The organism is Bacillota bacterium, from assembly GCA_012842395.1.
GTDB lineage: Bacteria > Bacillota > SHA-98 > UBA4971 > UBA4971 > UBA6256.
The window spans coordinates 162,072-181,817 of sequence record DUSX01000009.1 but is presented as its reverse complement, the minus strand read 5'-3'; the positions used below and the strand labels follow the sequence as shown (position 1 = coordinate 181,817).

Annotated in this window: 15 protein-coding genes and 1 pseudogene; 12 read left to right on the top strand and 4 right to left on the bottom strand. The window is 63.1% G+C overall.

Going from position 1 to position 19,746, the window contains the following annotated elements; translation table 11 throughout:
* The first annotated feature begins 497 nt into the window (after positions 1 to 497).
* The 7 genes from GX515_04260 to GX515_04230 all read left to right on the top strand — a co-directional run bounded on the left by GX515_04260 (position 498) and on the right by GX515_04230 (position 8,089).
* Complete coding sequence (locus GX515_04260; GenBank protein HHY32229.1) at positions 498 to 1,550, top strand: LacI family transcriptional regulator; 1,053 nt, start codon at positions 498 to 500, stop codon at positions 1,548 to 1,550.
* Positions 1,547 to 2,713, top strand: a complete 1,167-nt coding sequence (locus GX515_04255; GenBank protein ID HHY32228.1) for a ribokinase — start codon at positions 1,547 to 1,549, stop codon at positions 2,711 to 2,713. Before GX515_04260 ends, GX515_04255 begins: the two co-directional genes overlap by 4 nt.
* A 23-nt stretch (positions 2,714 to 2,736) precedes the next feature.
* Positions 2,737 to 4,338 carry a sugar ABC transporter ATP-binding protein gene (locus GX515_04250; GenBank protein ID HHY32227.1) on the top strand — a complete coding sequence of 534 codons (1,602 nt, stop codon included), beginning with the start codon at positions 2,737 to 2,739 and terminating at the stop codon, positions 4,336 to 4,338.
* Complete coding sequence (locus tag GX515_04245; GenBank protein HHY32226.1) at positions 4,295 to 5,317, top strand: ribose ABC transporter permease; 1,023 nt, start codon at positions 4,295 to 4,297, stop codon at positions 5,315 to 5,317. Before GX515_04250 ends, GX515_04245 begins: the two co-directional genes overlap by 44 nt.
* A gap of 88 nt (positions 5,318 to 5,405) precedes the next feature.
* Positions 5,406 to 5,843, top strand: coding sequence for a D-ribose pyranase (rbsD, locus tag GX515_04240; protein ID HHY32225.1), 438 nt, complete (start codon positions 5,406 to 5,408; stop codon positions 5,841 to 5,843).
* A 111-nt stretch (positions 5,844 to 5,954) separates the two neighbouring features.
* Positions 5,955 to 6,854: a ribose ABC transporter substrate-binding protein RbsB gene (rbsB, locus tag GX515_04235; GenBank protein ID HHY32224.1), complete on the top strand. Its 900-nt coding sequence runs from the start codon at positions 5,955 to 5,957 to the stop codon at positions 6,852 to 6,854.
* Positions 6,855 to 7,090: 236 nt separating this feature from the next.
* A complete protein-coding gene (locus tag GX515_04230) occupies positions 7,091 to 8,089 on the top strand; it encodes a prenyltransferase (GenBank protein ID HHY32223.1) in 999 nt (332 codons plus the stop codon).
* Between the two features lie 318 nt (positions 8,090 to 8,407).
* Here GX515_04230 and GX515_04225 read toward each other — a convergent pair whose 3' ends face one another.
* The 3 genes from GX515_04225 to GX515_04215 form a co-directional block, all read right to left on the bottom strand.
* Entirely contained in the window at positions 8,408 to 10,939 is a 2,532-nt protein-coding gene (locus GX515_04225) for an NTP transferase domain-containing protein (GenBank protein ID HHY32222.1), read from the bottom strand.
* 33 nt (positions 10,940 to 10,972) lie between these two features.
* Complete coding sequence (locus GX515_04220; protein HHY32221.1) at positions 10,973 to 12,973, bottom strand: DUF1957 domain-containing protein; 2,001 nt, start codon at positions 12,971 to 12,973, stop codon at positions 10,973 to 10,975.
* A 433-nt stretch (positions 12,974 to 13,406) separates the two neighbouring features.
* Positions 13,407 to 14,627, bottom strand: a complete 1,221-nt coding sequence (locus GX515_04215; protein ID HHY32220.1) for a glycosyltransferase family 4 protein — start codon at positions 14,625 to 14,627, stop codon at positions 13,407 to 13,409.
* Between the two features lie 272 nt (positions 14,628 to 14,899).
* Between GX515_04215 and GX515_04210 the strand changes: the two genes are divergently transcribed.
* From GX515_04210 to GX515_04190, 5 genes and pseudogenes are all read left to right on the top strand, one after another.
* Complete coding sequence (locus GX515_04210; protein ID HHY32219.1) at positions 14,900 to 15,415, top strand: nitroreductase; 516 nt, start codon at positions 14,900 to 14,902, stop codon at positions 15,413 to 15,415.
* A gap of 314 nt (positions 15,416 to 15,729) precedes the next feature.
* The gene (locus GX515_04205; protein ID HHY32218.1) at positions 15,730 to 16,788 is read left to right on the top strand and encodes a hypothetical protein; all 1,059 of its coding nucleotides are present in this window, start codon (positions 15,730 to 15,732) and stop codon (positions 16,786 to 16,788) included.
* Positions 16,789 to 16,821: 33 nt separating this feature from the next.
* The gene (locus GX515_04200; GenBank protein ID HHY32217.1) at positions 16,822 to 17,202 is read left to right on the top strand and encodes a hypothetical protein; all 381 of its coding nucleotides are present in this window, start codon (positions 16,822 to 16,824) and stop codon (positions 17,200 to 17,202) included.
* A gap of 33 nt (positions 17,203 to 17,235) precedes the next feature.
* Positions 17,236 to 18,459 carry a cation:proton antiporter gene (locus tag GX515_04195; GenBank protein ID HHY32216.1) on the top strand — a complete coding sequence of 408 codons (1,224 nt, stop codon included), beginning with the start codon at positions 17,236 to 17,238 and terminating at the stop codon, positions 18,457 to 18,459.
* A 199-nt stretch (positions 18,460 to 18,658) separates the two neighbouring features.
* Positions 18,659 to 18,850, top strand: a pseudogene (locus GX515_04190) (hypothetical protein).
* 654 nt (positions 18,851 to 19,504) lie between these two features.
* On the opposite strand, the gene GX515_04185 reads toward GX515_04190, so the two are convergent.
* On the bottom strand, positions 19,505 to 19,657 hold the full coding sequence (locus GX515_04185) for a hypothetical protein (protein HHY32215.1): 153 nt from the start codon (positions 19,655 to 19,657) through the stop codon (positions 19,505 to 19,507).
* Positions 19,658 to 19,746 lie beyond the last annotated feature (89 nt).

Sequence of the window (19,746 nt, the reverse complement as noted above, 5' to 3'; positions counted from 1 at the left end):
GAGCATACCCCGAACTCGACGCCCTCTCTTCAGCATTCACCTGGACGCCCCGCGCGACGCCTGACTGCCTCCCTTAGCACGAGTACGGCGCCATAAGTCTTCGTCCCCTTTCTTGACGGCGTTAGGGTTGCCGGTGCTTGCACGACGGGGCGTGGAGAATTCGGCAGGCTTGCGCGCCGAATTCGAACGAGGCGCGCCGCAAGCGCGCCGTCCCCGGAGGGCAACACCGGCAACCCTGGGCAGGACTGCCCTGCCGAAAAGTAGCGCGAACTTTTGGCGACATACTTAGCATCACATGATTGCGCCGCGTAACGCCACGTACGTGCCGCGCCCTCAAACTAAGCCACGACCTAGGGCAGATGAGTTTCGCTCCGGAGGGACGGACACGGGAAGAAGGAAAAAGCCGCAACGCGTCGAATATGTGTAACCGGCTACAGATAGCGATGCAAGCAGCGACAAGGCATTTGCGTCGCGCGAGGGCCAGTATCTGAAACCCATTGCAGTCAGGAAGTGGGGATGGGAGCATCAGCACGATATACGAAGTCGCCAGACTCGCCGGGGTATCCGTGGCCACCGCATCGAGAGCCCTCAACAACACCGGCTATGTGAGTAAGGAAGCGAGAACCCGTGTGCTGGAGGCCGCGCGCCAGCTCAACTACCATATCAACGTGAACGCGCGCAGTCTCACCAGCGGCAAGACATACACCATAGCTTTGGTGCTGCCGGACGTAACGAACCCGTTCTTCCCAGCCGTCGCGCGTGGCGTGGAGGACGCGGCAAGCAGAAAAGGCTACAGTGTCATTCTCTGCAACACTGACGGGAGCGCGCGCAAGGAAGCCGATTACCTCAACATGCTCAGATCCCGGCGCGTCGACGGGATCATCTTCACCACGTCGGAGCTTTCGGGCGCGCGGATCAGCAGCATCATAGGGACCTCCACCGCCGTGGTGCTCGTGGACCGCGACCTCGGGGAGCCCTACGACATAGTGAAGACGGACAACGTCAAAGGCGGGTTTTTGGCCACGAATCACCTCATCAGCCTGGGTCATACGCGGATCGCCGTCATATCGGGTCCATTGAGCGTTACAACCGGGCTCGAGAGGGTGCAAGGTTACAAGAACGCCCTAGCTCAAGCCGGCATTCCCTTTGACGAATCCCTCGTTGTCGAGGGCGATTTTCGCCAGCAGGGGGGCCGGGCCGCAATGGAGCGTCTCATCGAGGAGTGCGGCGGCAAACCGTCCACGAAGTTCTCAGCCGTGTTTGCTTGCAACGATCTTATGGCTGTGGGAGCGCTAACGGCGCTCGAGGATCATGGGATCGCGGTGCCGTCGGAGGTCGCGGTGGTAGGCTACGATGATATAGCCTTCGCATCCGTGACGAGGCCGCGCCTGTCCACCGTAGCCCAACCGAAATACGAGATGGGGGTGCTCGCTGCGGAGATGCTCCTGAGGCGCATGGCCAATCCTGCTTTGCCCAGACAACAGGAGGTCCTCCAGCCGATGCTGGTGATCCGTGATTCCACACTCGAAAGGAGCTTGAAGTGTGGATGAGCATAGTAGTCGTCGGAAGCCTGAACATGGACTACGTCATGCAGGTCGATGAGCTGCCCCGCGTCGGCGAGACCGTGTTCTCCACGCGGTACACTTCCGCCCCAGGCGGCAAGGGTGCGAACCAGGCAGCGGCGGCCGCTCGTCTTGGAGCGAGCGTAAAGATGCTCGGCTGCACGGGTAACGATGCGGCCGGGCGGGCCCTGCTCGAAAGCCTGAAGGGAGTTGGGGTTGACGTTTCTGCGGTGCACTTCGAACCGTCACAGCCGACAGGGTCTGCCTTCATAACGGTATCCGCCTCGGGAGCCAACACCATAGTAGTGCACCGAGGGGCCAACTTCGCGCTGTCCCCCGAGCATTTGAAGGAGCACGAAAGCCTCATCGCCCAGGCGAACGTGCTCGTGACGCAGCTTGAGATCCCTTTAGAGGCGGTGCTCTCTGCTCTGAAGATAGCGCGACGCCACCACGTGGTGACAGTCCTCAACCCGGCCCCTTCTGTGCCGCTCCCACTCGAAGCGCTCGAACTCACTGATTACCTCGTGCCCAACGAGACAGAAGCCATCTCGCTCCTCTCCCGACTGCCGAAAGAGGGTCACGGCGGCTCGGAGTCCGGAGCCTCGGGCGCACCCGACCTATCCGACCTATCAGACCCGCGGCGGGCGGGCGCCGTCGCGGCCAGTCTTGCGAAAGCGACGCGCGGCACGGTGGTCATAACCCTCGGCGAGAACGGGTGTGTGGCTTCCACGGCTTCCACGACCGGCCGCGCTTCAGGCGCTATCACCGCCGGAGCTTTCCTTACGAGCCTCGCGACCGAGGGTGTGACACAAGCTCAAGCCTTCTCGGAGGCTCAAGCCGAGCGCGGGTCGGCGAAGGCGCGCCCGGGAGCCTGCAAGCCGTGTGATGGTGAAGAGTACATCGCGTTACCGGCGTTCAAGGTGAAGGCCGTGGACACCACGGCCGCGGGCGACGCGTTCGTGGGCGCGCTGGCTTACAAGATCGACCGCGCACGTGCCCAAGGGGGCACAGGCATCGAAGCGTTCAACCTCGAGGACGCGCTCCGTTTCGCGTCGGCGGCCGGAGCCATCGCTACCACGAAGGTCGGGGCCCAGCCGTCCTTGCCCACGTTGAGCGAGGTAGCCGAGCTCATGAGAACGCGAACCAATTGAGCACGCGGAATAGAGTGCGGGGAATGGGGTGTGGCCTGGTGAACAACGACAGCGTGCAGACGGATGGGCTCCCCGATGAAGGCGGCGGCAGGCCGCACGAAGCGGGCGGGACCGACAAGGCCATTCTCGAAATGGTCGGCATCACGAAGCGCTTTCCGGGTGTCCTTGCCCTTGACTCGGTGGATTTCCGTTTGATGCACGGCGAAGTCCACGCGATCGTCGGCGAAAACGGGGCGGGAAAGTCAACGCTCATAAAGATCCTCGCAGGCGCGCATCAGAAGGATTCTGGAGTGATATACCTCGAGGGTCGGCCGGTGAACATATCCTCCCCTGCAGACGCGGCACGTCTCGGCATCAGCGTAATACACCAAGAGTTTACGCTCATCCCCGCAATGACCGTAGCAGAGAACATACTCCTCTCGGATCTTCCTCTCCGCGGGGCAGGTGTGCTCGACAAGCGGGCCATGGTGGCACGTGCTGCAGAGGTACTCGATAACCTCGGCGTCGACATTCCTCCATCGGCGACCGTCCGGTCGCTCAGGGTCGCTGAACAACAGATAGTGGAAATAGCGAAGGCCCTGTCCCGCAAGGCCAGGATCATCGTGATGGACGAACCCACGGCTGCGCTGAGTGAGATGGAGGTCGCGAGGCTGTTCTCCGTCATTCGCTCGATGGTCGAGCAGGGTGTGTCCGTAATCTACATATCGCACAAGCTTGACGAGGTGTTCGAGATAGCCCACACGATCACCGTGCTCCGCGACGGCCGCAAGGTCCTGACCACCAGCGCCTCCCTCACAACGAAGGAGCAGGTGGTCCACGAGATGGTCGGCAGGGACATCGGAAACATGTTTCCGAAACAGCATGTGCCTCGCGGAGACGTAGTGCTCGAGGTCAAGAACATCCGTCTATCGGGAGGCCACTCTCCCATCTCGTTCAACGTCAGGGCGGGCGAGATCGTCGGCATCGTCGGCCTGATGGGCGCGGGACAGATCAGGCTCGCGAGGGCGCTTTTCGGCCTGGAGCGCATCGTCGCGGGCGAGGTGAGAGTCCGAGGGAAGACAGCCGATCTGAGGTCGCCCCTTGCGGCAGTGCGCGCGGGCATCGGGCTGGTTACGGAGAACCGAAAAGAGGAGGGCCTCGTGTTGCCGCTGTCCGTCGCCAAGAACATCACGCTCGGCAGCCTTGACATCGTGTCACGCCTCGGTGTGATATCCCATGCGAAGGAGAAGGCTGTAGTGCACGGGAAAGTCACCGAGCTCGGCATCAAGACACCGTCCATCCGCCAGCTCGTCCGGAACCTGTCCGGCGGAAACCAGCAGAAAGTGGTGTTGGCCAAGTGGCTCACGGTCGGCCCGGACGTCATCATCCTTTGCGAACCTACGCGAGGAATAGACGTCGGCGCGAAAGTGGAGATTTACAGGCTGATGGGGCTCATGGCGTCGCAGGGCAAGGCCATTCTGCTTATCTCATCGGAGGTGCCCGAAGTAGTTGCCATGAGCGATAGGGTGTTAGTGATGCACTCCGGCAGGCTCGTGTGCGAGTTGCCCAGGGAGGAAGTCACGCAGGAACTGGTCATGCAGTATGCCACGGGAGGGAGCGCCCTTGGGTCGCACGCCGTTGGTTGAGATCGTTAGGCGGTTCGGGATGGCACTGATGCTCATAGTCATCATCGCGGTGGTGTCTATCCTGAACCCCAGGTTTTTCAGCGTTTCCAATTTCCTCATAATCATGCGCCAGGTCGCCATTAACGGCACCTTGGCTGCCGGCATGACCATGGTCATCATTTCGGGAGGCATAGACCTGTCCGTCGGTGGAAACGTGGCGCTCGCGGGATGTCTCGCCGCAGGAGCGTTGGGCGCGACGTCAAATCCGGCGGTGGCCATCATCGTCGGACTGGGTGCCGGGGTGGTGGTTGGATTCATCAATGGGATGTTTGTCGCCTATCCCAAAATGCCCCCCTTCATTGTCACCCTGGCCACGCTCGCCCTGTGCCGTGGGCTGACCCTTGTCTACACGGGGGGACGACCGCTTCTGGTCGATTCAAAGGTATTCGACTTCCTCGGCGGCGGCTTCGTCTGGGGGATCCCGTTCCCGGTTCTGATCATGGCAGCGATCTACATCATCGTTTACTTCCTAATGACCAACACGAAGTTCGGTAGAATGGTGTATGCCATCGGCGGAAACGAACAAGCGTGTCGCCTCTCGGGTATCAATGTCGAGAAGTACAAGACGGCGGTGTACACGCTTAGCGGGCTTACAGCAGGTATAGCGGCGGTCATCCTCACCGCCCGCCTGATGTCCGCGCAGCCCACGGCGGGCACCGGGTACGAGCTGGACGCCATTGCCGCGGTGATCCTCGGTGGAACGAGCCTCTCGGGTGGAGAGGGAGGAATCACAGGCACTATCATAGGCGCGTTCATCATAGGCGTGCTCGCCAACGGCCTTAACCTTTTGAACGTGTCGCCGTTCTACCAGGAGGTTGCGAAGGGGCTCGTGATCCTTGCGGCGGTGCTCATGGATAAGCTCATTCACACCACCGCAAGCCAAGTGGAAAGCGGCCCTCCACGGATGGGCGAGAGGCTGGGTCGACAGGCAAGACAGTGACTCAAAACCAGAGGCACAGGAACGGCAAGCCGACGGGAAGCCGCGCGCCCAGTGGGCAGGGCGGCAGATGCATGGAGGTAGAGGGAACTTGAAAAAGTCAGGGATAATCAACCCGCACCTTTGTGAGGCCATCGCTAGCCTCGGACATACCGATTCGCTGACGATATGCGACGCGGGGTTGCCGATCCCTGCGGGAGTGAGGCGCATCGATGTCACCGTCTGCAGAGGGGTGCCCACGTTCGAGCAGGTCCTCATGGCGATCGCGCCAGAGCTGGAGGTCGAACGGGTGGTCATGGCCGAGGAGGCCCTGAAGGAGAACCCAGGTGTCGTGGACCTGGTCCGTAGGGCGTATCCCCGGGTCAATGTGGAATTCGTGCCTCACGAGCGCTTCAAGAAGCTGGTCGAGCAAAGCAAAGCGGTGGTTCGGACGGCGGAGTTCAGACCGTACTCCAACGTGCTCCTCTACTCCGGAGTCGAAGGGCTCTTCGAGGATTCCGCTGGAGAAACCACAACGGACGGGAGGTGATGAATCGGGGATTCATAGTCTTAGATCGTTAGTGTAGCGGGAATGCGGTGGACCTCTCGGTTTCTCTCGGTCTCGTGCTCCAAAACCTCATGCGAAAGGCAGGTAAGTCACATGAAGGCGTCCAGAGTCCTAGCGGCCATTCTGTGTGTAGCCTTTTTCGCGACCTTGACTGGTTTGACAGCGGCGGCCGCGAAGCCGAAGGTGGGTCTCGCCATATCCACTCTCAACAATCCGTTCTTCGTGGACCTCAGGGACGGAGCGCTTGAGGCGGCCGGCAAGGTAGGAGTGGAAGTGAATGTTGCGGATGCGCAAAACGACCCCAACAAGCAGCTCAGCCAGGTTGAGAACTTCATCCAGGAGCGTGTTGACATAATCCTCATCAACCCGTGTGATTCTGCAGCCATCGTGCCCGCCATAAAGTCGGCGAACGCAGCGAAGATACCGGTGATCACGGTGGATAGGGGATCCGACGGCGGCGAGGTGGTGTGCCATATAGCGTCCGATAACGTCGAGGGAGGGCGCATGGCTGGCGAGTATCTCGCGAAGCTTCTCAACTACAAGGGCAAGGTCGTGGAGCTCGAAGGCATACCTGGTACCTCGGCCGCGAGGGACAGGGGCAAGGGCTTCAACGAGGTCATCAAGAAGTACCCCGGCATCCAGGTCGTTGCACGCCAGGAAGCCGGGTTTGACAGAGCCAAGGGCATGACCGTCATGGAGAACATCCTGCAGGCTCAGCCCGCCATCGACGGGCTCTTCTGCCACAACGACGAGATGGCTCTGGGTGCGCTGCGCGCGATCGAAGCCGCCGGGCGCCTGTCAGCCATCAAGATCGTTGGGTTCGACGCGACGGACGACGCCGTGAAAGCCGTAAAGGACGGCAAGATGGCCGCGACAGTCGCTCAGAAGCCACGAACGATGGGGGCCATGGCGGTGGAGACCGCCAAGAAAGTACTTGATGGCGCGAGTGTTGATAAGTTCATACCTGTCCCGCTCGAGCTTGTCACAAAGTAGACGAAGTAGGCCAGGCCAGGCGCGACCGACGCCGCCCGTCGCAAGGCACACTGCGAGACGGCGCGCCGGGGGTTGGAGGTGGGGCGAGGGTTGCACCCTCGCCCCACCGTTCGTCTCGGAGTGAGATGCGTCTTGAAGCGGGACACACTTCCATGTCGCGTACCGCAGCCCGTTCTCGGGAAAGACTATAACGCCACGAAAGAATATAACGCTAAGGCGAAAAGGAAGAGGAACAAGTGGGAACGGGTGCGGTAAAAGGTCCAGTATACACCATTCGGCGCATTCTCAACGTGCTTTGGTTCTGGGCGGGTGCCACGCGCGCGGCCTTCTCGTCCGCGAGCATGGTGCCGGTGGCGCTGGGTGGCGCCGTGGCGGCCTCTCACGGCTCCTTCGCCACGGTGCCGTTCTTGTTGAGCGCCGCGGGCGTGCTCGCCCTGCACCTGGGGGCCAACCTCGTCAACGACTACTACGACTTCGCGAGCGGTGCGGATGAGATCCGCGACGACCGAACTCCCTTCTATGGGGGCGGCACGATCCTCGTTAACGGGACGCTGGACCCGTACGAGGTCTCTCAGGCCTACAGGGCGCTCTTCGCCGCGGCCGCCCTAATAAGTCTCATCCTGGCCGTGTCCCGAGGACCAGCTGTGGTCGCCCTGGGCCTTGCGGGCTTCCTCTGCGGCTACTGCTACACCGCACCGCCTCTGCGTCTCTCCTACATCGGGCTCGGCGAGGCCACGATCGGCCTCTCGTTCGGCCCGCTCACCGTCATCAGCGTATACTACGTGCAGGCCGGGAGGCTGGACGCAGGCGCACTCGAGGCCCTCGCCGCCTCGCTCCCAGTGGGCCTGCTGGTTGCAGCCATAGTCTTTGTGAACGAGTTCCCGGACCGCGCGGCCGACAGCGCCTGCGGCAAGCGCACGCTCGTCGCGCGCCTATCCCTACGGACAGCCGCAGCGGGTTACGCCGCGCTCGTGCTCGCGCCGTTTGCCGTCATCGCCGCAGCCATTTCCCTCGGATGGCTCCCGCGGGCGACGGCGCTCACGTATCTCGCCGCACCTCTGGCGTTTCTGGGCATCCGCAACTTGCGCGCGGCTTACGGCCTCTCCGCATCGCGCCGCGCCGCCGCGGCCAGCGGAGGGTACGTCGCGTCATGTCAGGTAGCCGCGAGTCTCTTCACCATTCTCTTGCACTTAGCGGTTGGGCTCCTCCTCTCCCTGGGGTTCATGCTAGGGTAGCCGCCCGCGCAGCCGACAATCATCAAGGCCCGGGGCCAGGGGGTGGGCGTCCATTTGAGGACAGCAGGCATCCGTGCGAGGAACTCACCCGCCGAGGAGCGGCACAAATTGCCTACGATCCGCCTGAGTGGGGGTGCAGAAACGCTCCCGACCTTTGGGAGGGGTTGCCGGTGATTGCACGAGGGGTGTCAAAATCCGGCCACTGGCCGGACGGGCCGGATTTTGGCGAAGCGCGCCCCGCTTGGGGCGCCGTCCCCGGGTGCAACACCGGCAGCCCGGCAACTACTGGAAGAGGCGCAAGGACTAACGCACCCTCACCTAGATTCCGATGATGGCCGCGACCCTGTCAGCATACTCCTTCGCCCTGCCGGCAGCGCTCTCCGCGGCGGCGGCCTCGGAGTAAATGTGGATCAAAGGCTCCGACGGGTCTGGCAAGACGAGCACCCAGCCATCATCAAAGAAGAGGCGCAGGCCGTCGATGAATTCGCGTCGCATATCTCCCGTCTCTTCGGCCAGCACTCGCATGACCCGGCCCTTATACTCCCATGGGCAGGCCACCGAACCGGTCACCATGGGCGGAATCGCCAGGTTATCCACAACGCAAGACAACCTGACGCCCTGGCGCGCGAGGAACTCGAAGACCTTTGCCAGCGAGAACATGGCGTCGAACGCCGGCTGGAATCTGGGGAAGATGAATCCGCCTTCGGTATCGCCGGCAAAGAGCACGTCCTGGCCCGCCCTGGAGGCGAACTCCATCAGAGACCGGGCGTCCTCCCTAGTCCGTACTATTCTCGCGCCATGCTGTGCCGCGATCCGGTCCACGGCGCTCGTGGCGCCCACGGTCGCCGCGATGAGAACACCGTCCCCGGTCGCGCCGCCCGCCGTCCCGGCCGCATCGCGCGTCGCCAACCAAACCATGGCCGCAAGGAGCGTGTTGCCTTCCACCACCCTGCCCGTTTCGTCCACGAGCGCCAGGCGCTCGCCGTCGCTTTCCACCAGCACCCCGACGTCGGCCTTGAGCGTGCTCACGGTCTCCGACAGCTTTTTGAGATGGGCCTCTCGGTCTTCACGGGTCTTCGGGGCGCGCGAGTGGTCGGGGTACGCGTTCAGGGCGACCATCTCGCATCCCAGCCTCCCGAAGATGCTCGGGAGGAACATCGACAGCCTGCTGTAAGCGTAGTCCACAACCACGCTAATGCGCGACTCCGCGATGATACGCTCGTCCACGTAGTTGAAGAAAGCCTCCGTGTAAGGCTCGAGCACCCGTCCGGGGAACTCCAGCTTACCTACCTCGTCCGCGTCGGTGCGGCGGAAGTCCTCGCGGAAGAAGATGTTCTCGATCTTGCGTTCGTGAGCCCTGGGCAAGTTGATGCCCTGCCTGCCGAAGAGCTCGATTAGGGTGAGCTTGGGATTGTCCGGAGATACCCGGATGTGCACCCCGCCGTCCACCCCGAGGGGCTTTATGTTGTAGCGGCTCACGGGAAGGGGTGTGGACCGGAGGTCGAAGATGTTCACGCCCACCGTCATGAGGCCGCAGATGATGGACCTGAGGATCATCCTGGACGCCGGATGGTCGTCGCGGCTCGTCGTGACGGTCGCCCCCTTGCCGATGGAGCTGCCGAACGACGCCCCGAGCTTCATCGCGAACTCGGGCGTGAGCTCGATGTTTGTGAGGCCCGTGACGCCCCTGTCTTTGAAGATGGAGCCCGGCCACTTCGTGCCCCAAATGAGGCTCATGGTGACACGCGACCCCGGCTCGATGATCTTGTTCGGCCAGACCTTGATCTGGGGCTGGAGCATGGCGCCTTGCTCGATCCTGCACCTGTCGCCTACGACCACGCCCTCATGGCACGTGACGAAGTCCTTGACGATCGCGTGCTGCCCGACTATGGCGCCCCGCACCTCGGCGCCCTGGCCCACGAAGGTGTCGGGCCATAGGATGCTTCGCTGGATGACCGCATCCCTCTCGATTATGCAGTTGTCACCCATGAAGGTGTACTCAAAACAGCCGGCGCCGGGGCCTATCAGGCAGTTCCGGCCTATGACGAGCGGGCCGGAGAGGCGGGCGTCAGGAGCGATCTCCGTGCCCTCGCCAACCCAGATGTCGGCGCCCATCTTGTTGCCCGGGATCTCCACCTTCACTTTACCCATCACGGCGTCCACCTGGGCCTGCCTGTACTGCTGGATGTTGCCGACATCGCACCAGTACCCGGATGCCACGTACGCGTATAGCCCTTTCCCGTCGCGGAGAAGCGCGGGGAAAACGTCCTGGCTGAAATCGACGGGCCTCCCCGGGTCGATGTAGTCGAGCACCTCGGGCTCGAGGATGTATATCCCGGTATTGACCGTGTCGCTGAACACCTCCCCCCAGCTCGGCTTCTCCAGGAACCTGCGGATTCTACCTTCGTCATCGGTGACCACGATGCCGTACTCGAGGGGGTTGTCGACCCTCGTGGTGACTATGGTAGCGACAGCCGATTTCTCCTCGTGAAACCTCACCGCTTCCCGAAGGTCGATGTCGGTGAGCGCGTCACCGCTTATGACGAGCACTCGTTCCCTGCCGAATACCTCGGCAGCCTTCTTTACGCTGCCGGCGGTCCCGAGGGGCACATCCTCCACCGAATAGGAGAGGTGCAGCCCGAGCTCGGCCCCGTCGCTGAAGAAGCTCTCGATCTCGTCGGCAAGATAATAGAGCGTGACGGCGATGTCCGTGATGCCGTGGCGCTTCAGGAGCTCGAAGATGTGCTGTATGATGGGCTTGTTGGCCACGGGCACCATCGGTTTCGGACGGTTGCACGTAAGCGGACGCAGCCTGGTTCCCTCTCCACCCGCCATGACCACCGCTTTCATGTCAAGCCCCCCACTCGCAATGCCGGTCCCGTTTTACTTCGGCGACAGCACCGAGAAATCGAGCCACGGGAACGCGTCATCCAGGTCGCTCACTGTGGCGAGGTAACGCGCGGCCTCCTCGCGGGCTTCGACGCTCGCTCCCGACCCAGCCCCAATGCCACCGGGCCCGGCCGCCTCGAGGACCTCCTCCGCGTAGTCCATGAGCCTGTCAAACCTCTCGGCATGCTCCCTGAAACGCCTCGCCCCATACTCCGTCGCCTGCCGTTCCGTCACGAGGAACGGCCAGTCGCTGGACATGAGCAGGAAGAACTCCCTCAACGCCTGGGCCTTTATGCTATCAAGGAAGTCGGGACAGGCACGACCGCCTCCCTCCAGCTGGCCCGCCGGCCGACCGGCCGACCGGCCACCGTCAGGCTCGCACAACGCCGCGAGCCTTTTCACCCGCGCTTCGGCTGCGTGGATGATCTCCCACATCCAGGCGGTCCCGTCGTTGAACCACACATCGTGCCCCCCGCCTCGTCCCCACGACGACTCGGTAACATCGATGGCCTCCTGCGGTGGGTGCTCGTCGAGCACCTGCCCCGCGGATCTCGCGGCCAGCCAGGCACTCCCTGAGAGCCCCTTGAGCACTTCGCCGAGCCACTCCACTCCCTCGTACCACCAGTGTCCGAAGAGCTCCGTATCGTACGGCGCCACGACCACGCCATGCTCGCCCGTCTTCACCCACCAGTCGTTTACAAGCTCGTGGACGAGTCCGACGAAGTGGGCTGCGTGTTCCCTGAGCTTGGCCGACGCCGCATCGACATCGTAAACCTCTTTCGCTCCCAGGTCCGTGTCCCTCGACGTGACGCGCCAGTATTGGAGGCCCGAGATATCGTCCTTCTTATGGAACTCCCGATACGCCCCATCACCGGGATAACCAAGCCACGACGACCACACCTGGGCCGTTACGCGCTCGTTCCTCCCGAAGCATGCCACACGCGACCCACTCACAAAGTAGGGCTTGAAAGTCGTTCGTCCCGACTCGCCGCCCCGGCCTGCTCGCGCCTGGCCGGCCAGGGTCTGGTCAGCTCGGGCGGGCCTGCTCCAAGCGGCACCGGCGCCCGCAGCCGTCGCGTGAACCGCGCCGCCGCCCGCTTCGGCCCGCGCCCCCGTGCCCGTTGGCCCATCACCGTGACCACTCGCTATGCCGATGGGCTCCCCGCCTTCGACAGCATGCCTGTCGACGAAGAAGTACTCCAGGCCCAGCGCCTGAAGATAGTCTTCCAAGCCGGGCCTGTAGGCGCACTCCGGCAACCATATCCCCCGCGGAGCCCTGCCGAAACGCCTCGTGTAACTCTCACATCCGGCGGCGAGCTGGGCTCGAATAGACGTGTCCTCGCGTAGGAGCGGCAGGTAGGCATGCGTAGCCGCCGACGTGATTATCTCGACCACCCCGCGCTCTTGGAGCTCGCCGAACGCCCCCGCGATGTCGCAGGCGTACTCGCTGCGGAACACGTTTATCGCGCGCCCGTACCTCTCACAGTAGGCCGCCGCCTGTCGCTCGCGGGCGCGATCGCCCGCAAGCCTGAACCGGCCCCGGTCGTTCTCTGCCCGCGCGAGGCGGGCCTCCGCCCATCTCAGAAAGCCCTCGCGCATGTAATCATCATCAAGCTGGTCCAGGAGGATCGGGGTGATGCCCAAAGTCACGCTCACGGACCCCTTGCGCTGCACGGCGGAGAGGTGCCCCGCTCTGGCAGGCTCATCTGCTCCCGAGCCGCCCCCCTCCCCCTGCGACCGCCGCGTCCGTGTGCGCTCCGCCCCTTGCGCCTCTGCCAGGGGTTCCCAAGGAACCGCCCGGAGGAGCTCCAAGAGCAGGATGTACGATTCGAGCATCGCCTCGTACAGCCATTCCTCTCCGAAAGGCCACATTCCCGCCTTACGACAATAGGGTATGTGGCTATGAAACACGAATACGAGAGATCCTCTGGGTCCGGTGTCGCCCGCCGGAGGATCCGGCGAAAGACCCGCCTCGCGATGCACCTCGGTGGCCATCTTCTGTGCGCGGCTCCGCGCGCCCTGCCCTGCCCGCGCAGCCCGCAGCCCTCAGGCCCGCAGGCCGCAGGCCGGTCTGCAACGCCTATCGGCCCCCAGGCCCCAGGCTGATCCTCAGCTCAGCGTCTACCGCGTCCGCCAAGAGTGGTGGGGCAACGGCCCGGTTCGGCTGAATGGCACGCCTCGCCGCTCCCTCCTTTCACGCGTGCGTCTTCACGTAACGTATCACTGTGCGGGGGCAGGCCCGCCCTGCCGCCCGCCCGTCATTCGTCTCCTGTTGGCCTGGCTGGGCTTTGCGTGCTCTTTGCGTGCCCTGCATTGCGCATCCTCGTGCCTGGCCTGCCCCCGCCGCCCCCGATGCGGCCGACCGCGCACCGCGCGCGCCGCGCACACAGCACCACACACATGCGCCCCGCCGCCTGCCCCGCCACGCCTACCACGCCACCCGGGCCGCCTCGGCGCGGACACGTTCGTACACAGAGTGCGTGGAGGCCGCGACCGCGTCCCACCCGAACCTTGAGAGCGCGTCCTCGCGGCCGCGCTGCGAAAGGAGGCTCCGAAAGCCGGCGTCGCAGAGCACCCGGCGGATCCCCCAGGCAAGAGAGTCGGCGCTCCCTGGGTAGACCTTGACGCCCGTCTCCTCGTGCCGGATGACCTCCGAAAGCCCGCCGACGTCCGACGCCACGACCGCCGTGCCCCTCGCCATCGCCTCCAGCGCCACGATGCCGAAAGGCTCGTAGAGGCTGGGGAACACCGCCACATCGGCCGCGGCGTAGAGCGCGTCGCGCTCCTCATCGCTGATGCGGCCCGCGAACGTCACCGCCTGGCCAAGTCCCATTTTCGCGGCCTTTTCCTGGAGGACGCTCGCGTAGTACCCGTCGCCAGCGATGACGAACCGCGTGTTCGGCACCTCCGCAAGCACCTGGGGGACGGCGTCGAGCAACACGTGAACTCCTTTCTCGTATACGAGCCTGCCCACGTAGAAAACCAGTCGATCCTCGGGACGGGCGAACCGAAGTCGCGTTTGCCTCACGAACTCCGCGTCCGGCGGCCGAGACATTTCGGGGTCCACGCCGTTGGGGATGACGTCTATCTTGTCCCCGGGCAGCGAGAATATCCTCCTGAGCTCGTCAGCCATGTAGTGGCTGCAACATATGACCCTCCACGCCTCATAGGTGATCATCCACTCGACCTCATGAATGTATTTCTGAAGGTCCGAGTGGATGCCTCTATTTCTACCGTATTCCGTGGAGTGAACCGTGAGGACGAGCGGTATGTGCAGGGCGTGTTTGAGGGACTTGGCCGCGAACCCGACCAGCCAGTCGTGAGCGTGCAGAACGTCGTATACATCGCAGCCGCGCGCCTCCGATACCGTTCGGCTGGTAAGCCCGAAGTTGGCTTCCATGACGGTATGAAGGAACGCCCCCCCGCCACCGCCGTAAGGATCACCGCTTGCCTGGATGATCGAGCGCGCGACCCGGGACACCTTCACGCCGTCTTGAACCGAAGACGCCGCGTCTCCTCCGGAGCTCGCGCATATCACATGCACCTCATCGCCGTGTCTTGTGAGAGATCTCGCGAGGCCCGAGACCGCGGCACCGAGCCCTCCGACCACCTCAGGCGGGTACTCGTACGAAAGCATCAAAACGCGCATGGATCCCGCCTCCTGTGTTGTCATGGTTCTACAGAACCTCCCGCGTATCCTTCCCCGCCGCCCACGCGCCCGCGGCCCACAGCCGGGCATGCGGGATCCCCCCGACCCAGGGCCCCGGCCGTGTCGAGCGGGCTCGAAACCCGCGATCCTTGGAACAAGGAATCCTCGAGTCAATGTAGTAAACAATAGGCGATGACAGGGGTGCCCGCGCGCCGCCCGTGCGCGAGCAGGCAACACCCGGCAAGATCTAGAGCGAACGCGGAGGGTCGAGCATGGATTTCATGGATGTCGTCAAGGAGCGACGAAGCGTGCGTGCTTACCAGAACCGGGACGTATCCGTTGACACCCTCGAAAGGGTGCTGGAGGCTGCGAGGCTCGCGCCGTCCGCGAGCAACCGTCAGATGTGGAAGTTCATCGTGGTGCGCGATCCGGAGAGGCGCCAGCGCCTGGCGGAGGCTGCCAACGGCCAGTCGTTCGTGGCTCAGGCGCCAGTGGTGATAGCTGGGGTCGCCCTGCGCACTAACCACGTGATGAGCTGTGAAGTCCCCAGTTACGCGGTGGACCTCGCTATCGCCATGGAGCACATCGCGCTCGCGGCCGCGTCCGAGGGGCTCGGCACGTGTTGGATCGGAGCGTTCTCGCAGCCGAAGGCCAGGGAGGTTCTGGGGGTTCCGGATCAGTACAAGATCGTTGCGCTGATGCCGCTGGGATACCCAGCCGACAGCCCGAGACCCAAGATAAGGAAATCCCTCAAAGACATCGTCTGTTACGAGAGATTCTCAGAGTGAGGGCTGCCTTCGCCGGCGCCCCGCCCCGCCGCGGACCGATCACAGGGCCGCTGCGCCCGGCCTAAACCTAAGAACGGATGGGGCGAGCGGACAGGCGCCCCGGGCGGTCAGGCCCGCTAGGCCCGCCAACGACTCGTGGACGGGCCGGGAAGTTCGCGGCGTCTGCCGGGTTCGGGGAGACGGGCGGAGATAGAGAGTGTCAGAAAACTCGTGGAAGGAGGAAAGCCCCTCCTCCTCCGTCCCTGGCTTGCGGGGCCCCGTGCAAGCCCGTGCAGACGGACGACGGGACGGAAATGGGGGAGTGGCGGAGTGTCATGGCACGCAAAGGAAACAGCGAGAATAACGCCCCAAAGAAACACCGCAACAACAGCAGGATACCTAGAAAAACCCCATGGACCGTCGACGAGGTCCGTGAGATGACCACCGACAAGATCCTCGCCACTCTCCATAGCCTCGGCATCTCCATATCTATGGACGACTTCCGGGAGGAAGTGAAGGAGTTCTGCTCCGCGGAGGACCTGAGCGAGCACTGGTTTGAGACCCAGCCCGTCACGGCCACCGGATGGGACGAAGACTTCCCGTGGTACGCGGCGTGGGTCCTTTGGGAGCGACTCGATGGCGACACCATCCCCTACGAAAGCATAACCGAGCTCATGGCAGAGGAGTACATGTTCGATATCCGCGTGCCCAGGAGCAAGGGCGATGAGGAAGAAGACGAGGACTACCCAGAGCTCGAGGAGGAAGATTACGACGAATTCGATGTCGAGGACGAGGACGACGAATACGAAGACGAAGACGAGGATGAGGACGAGGACGAAGGCCCGTTCAGCGAGTTCGACATGGTGGAATCCGCGTCGGAGTCGTCCGTGCGCTGGATGCAGTTGCGAGCCTGGGATTACATTAAGGCCCTTTTCGCAGGGAAGGCCGCCTCAATCGAGCAGGCCATGGAGATCTGCTCAGGTGCCTCATCGCTCGGTGAATGGTGCGTCACGCTAGCTGATAATCTCGGCTTCGAGGCCGCGTCCATACCGAGCCTTACCCGCGAAAGGCTGAGGTTCGCGAGGGAGTTCTGCGAGGTGTTCCCCGAGAGTGGTGAGGAATACATTCAGCTGATGCGGTCGGCCGAAGCCGAGGCACTGTTCGCCCTCGGCCGGGTAGACGAGGGCGATGAGGTGTTCAGGACGATCGTGCAGCAGTGGCCCAATTGGGTCTGGGGCTACATACGGTGGGGCGATATGTATGCTGATAGAGCCGACGCACATCCCGAGTACGCGGCGCGCGCGCGGGAGATCTTCAATGCTGCTCTTCAGCATGCTGACGAGTCTGACGCAGAAGTCATCCGCGAGCGTCTGGAGGATCTCGGAGACTCCTGAGAACCCTCCGGTAGGATAAGGGGGCGACTGCGTATGCAGGCGCTTTTTCTAGTACTCAACAAAACGGAACAGCTGGACGAGGTCCTCAAGACCCTTTACGATTGCGGGGTGCGTGGGGCAACCATTATAAACAGCACGGGGATGGGAAGGCAACTATCTCGGCACGTGCCGATTTTCGCTAGCTTCGGGTATATCGCCGGTGGAGACCGCCCGTACAACTACACCATTTTCGCTGTCATGAAGGACGACAAAGTGCCGCGGGTGATCGACATGTTGAACCGCCTACTGGGAGATCTTTCCCGTCCCGGCACAGGCATACTCTTCACTGTTCCGGTCGGGACGGTAGTGGGCCTCGCTCCGGATGACTCCGCGACCGAAGTCCGAACGGGCGAGGATCAAAAGGACAAGATGTAGGTCGGTCCTGACGGTGCAGGAGCCACCGGGGGCGTGGTCCCGAAGAGAGGCGAGACAGACGTGACGAGCATGAACATCGTGCTAAGTGGGGGGTTTTTGCTGCTGGTTGGGCTTATAGCGGGAAAGGCGGCCAACCTGCTTAAGTTCCCCGCTGTGACGGGTTATCTTGTGGCGGGAATCGTCGTTGGCCCACCGGTGCTGAATCTGCTTACGCAAGATCTTCTTTCAGCATCCGTGTGGATTAGCCATGGCGCACTGGCGCTTATAGCGTTCAGCATAGGGTCTGAATTCACAGTTGATAACATTAGGCGGCTCGGCCCAAGGGTGCTAGTGATCGCGACGCTCGAGGCACTCGGGGGCACCGTAGCCGTGTTCGCGGCAATGCGGCTGGTTTTCCATCAGTCGGTGGCGGTGTCACTCCTTTTCGGTGCCATAGCTGCGGCCACCGCCCCGGCGGCCACGATAATGGTGGTCCGTGAGCTTAGAGCACGCGGGCCCATGACGGATACCCTTCTTGCCGTGGTAGCGATAGATGATCCTGTATGCGTCATGGTCTTCGGTGTGGCATCCGGTATAGTGGTCATGCTCACGGGCGACGGATCGCTCTCCCTCACGTCCATGATCCTGCAACCTATCGCCGAAATCCTGAGCGCGATAGGCATGGGCGCAGCCGCGGGGATCCTGGTGACGCGTCTCATGGTTGGGCTGCGTGACCGCTCAGAGACGCAGGTGCTCATGCTGGGCTCGATCCTCGCCGCGGCGGGCCTGGCGATAGCGATCGGGTTGTCCCCGCTTCTTACTTGTATGGCTCTTGGATCAACGGTTGGCAATCTTTCCAAGCGATCAGGGATTGCGTTCGAAGCCATCAAGGCTCTGGATACTCCGATCTACGTGGTGTTCTTCGTGCTCTCAGGGGCCGGCCTCCACACCGAGCTCTTGAGAAGCGTCGGGATCCTTGGAATAGGCTATGTCCTCTTCCGCATCATAGGCAAGATAGCGGGTGCCGCAGTGGGTGGAGCGCTCACCAAGGCACCAGGCGTTGTGCAGAAATACCTGGGGCTGGGTCTGGTTCCGCAGGCTGGCGTGGCATTGGGCTTAAGTCTTCTTGTCAAGCAGCAATTCCCGGGCATCGGCGAGATGATATCCACGACTGTCGTAGCGTCAACGGTTGTCTATGAGCTGATAGGCCCGGTATTCTCAAAGATGGGGATCACGCTGGCCGGTGAAGTCGGGATGGCTAGAGACGAGAGCGTTTAGCCTGGCCGAAGCCAGGGGGCAGTAGGTGTCACTTGACGCAGAGGCGAATAGGATCAGAGTAGAAGCGAAACCGCGGGCTCGTTGCCCTCTCTTGCGCGAAGATTTGGAGACTCCGGCAAGGTCCGTCGCCTTCCGGGCGCCGGCGGACGGCGGACGCCTGTAGACGCCTGCAAATGCACGGTCGGGGGAGGCGTGTATCATGTATGCAGCGGCGTCGCTCAAGGTTCTGGCTGACGTGCTCACGCTGTCCAGGGGCATCATAGCCATCTTCCTGTTGCGCGCGAGGAGCCTCCAGGAGCCTGCCGATGTGGTGCGCTTTGTGGTGCTCCTCACCTTGTTAGGATGGACGACGGACGTCTGCGACGGCAACCTCGCGCGGGCCTCCGGACGCACGGGGGGTAGGATCGCGTCTGCGGACTTCCCACTGGACATACTCATGATGTGGAGCGGTGGGTACGTATTCGCGCGCGCCGGGATCATCCCGGCCGCCGTGTTCTCGGGCTACTCCGTGCTCATGGCGGTCGCGGCGCTCTTCTCGAGGTTCAACAGGGCCGTGCTGCTCGGGTTCTCGGCCCCGCTCGCGGCCCTGCCTCTCGTTGTGAGCTACGCGTGCGCGCCCCGCTACTTCGCCATATTCGTGCTGTGGATCGCCATCGTCCTGGTGGCGGATTGGAGACGCTTCACCCAAGTGGTCGACTCGTTCATCGACGCGCTTCCCGAGCCTGAGCGCCGCTTCATCAGAAGCGTCCTGGGCCGACTCGGGTTCCGCCACACCGGCCTCTCGCGGTAGCCGCCGTGGCGGGGCAGGGCCGCGCTAGTTAATGCGCCACGCCACCGGCGGCGGCGCCGGGCCGCCGGGACGGGAATGCCGCACTCACGGAGCCCCAGGGAAGCCCGCACGCAAGGACACGCAGGGCCCGCCGGGCAAGCCGGCAGGCCCCGGGGCTTGTAGGCTCTCAGCACTCTCAGCACTCGGCAGGACCCTCTTTGCGAGACCCGCTGCCGACACGAAGCGGACACCGAATCACGCCGGGCTCATGCCGGGTCAGGCCCTCCGCAGCTGCACGGCCTGCCACCGATTGCCGCAAGCCTCGCACTCCATCCAGTATGTGTAAAGAAACCCCTGTTGACACGCGGTTATCCCGATGGTGTACTCCCGGCCGGCTTCCCGGCCGCATTTCGGGCAAATCCGCAGCACCCGGACCTCCTCCCTCCGTTCTCTGTCTCGGCATCACATGATGCCGCATCGGGAGCCCGCGCTCCTTTCGTCGTCATTCGAACTCCCTG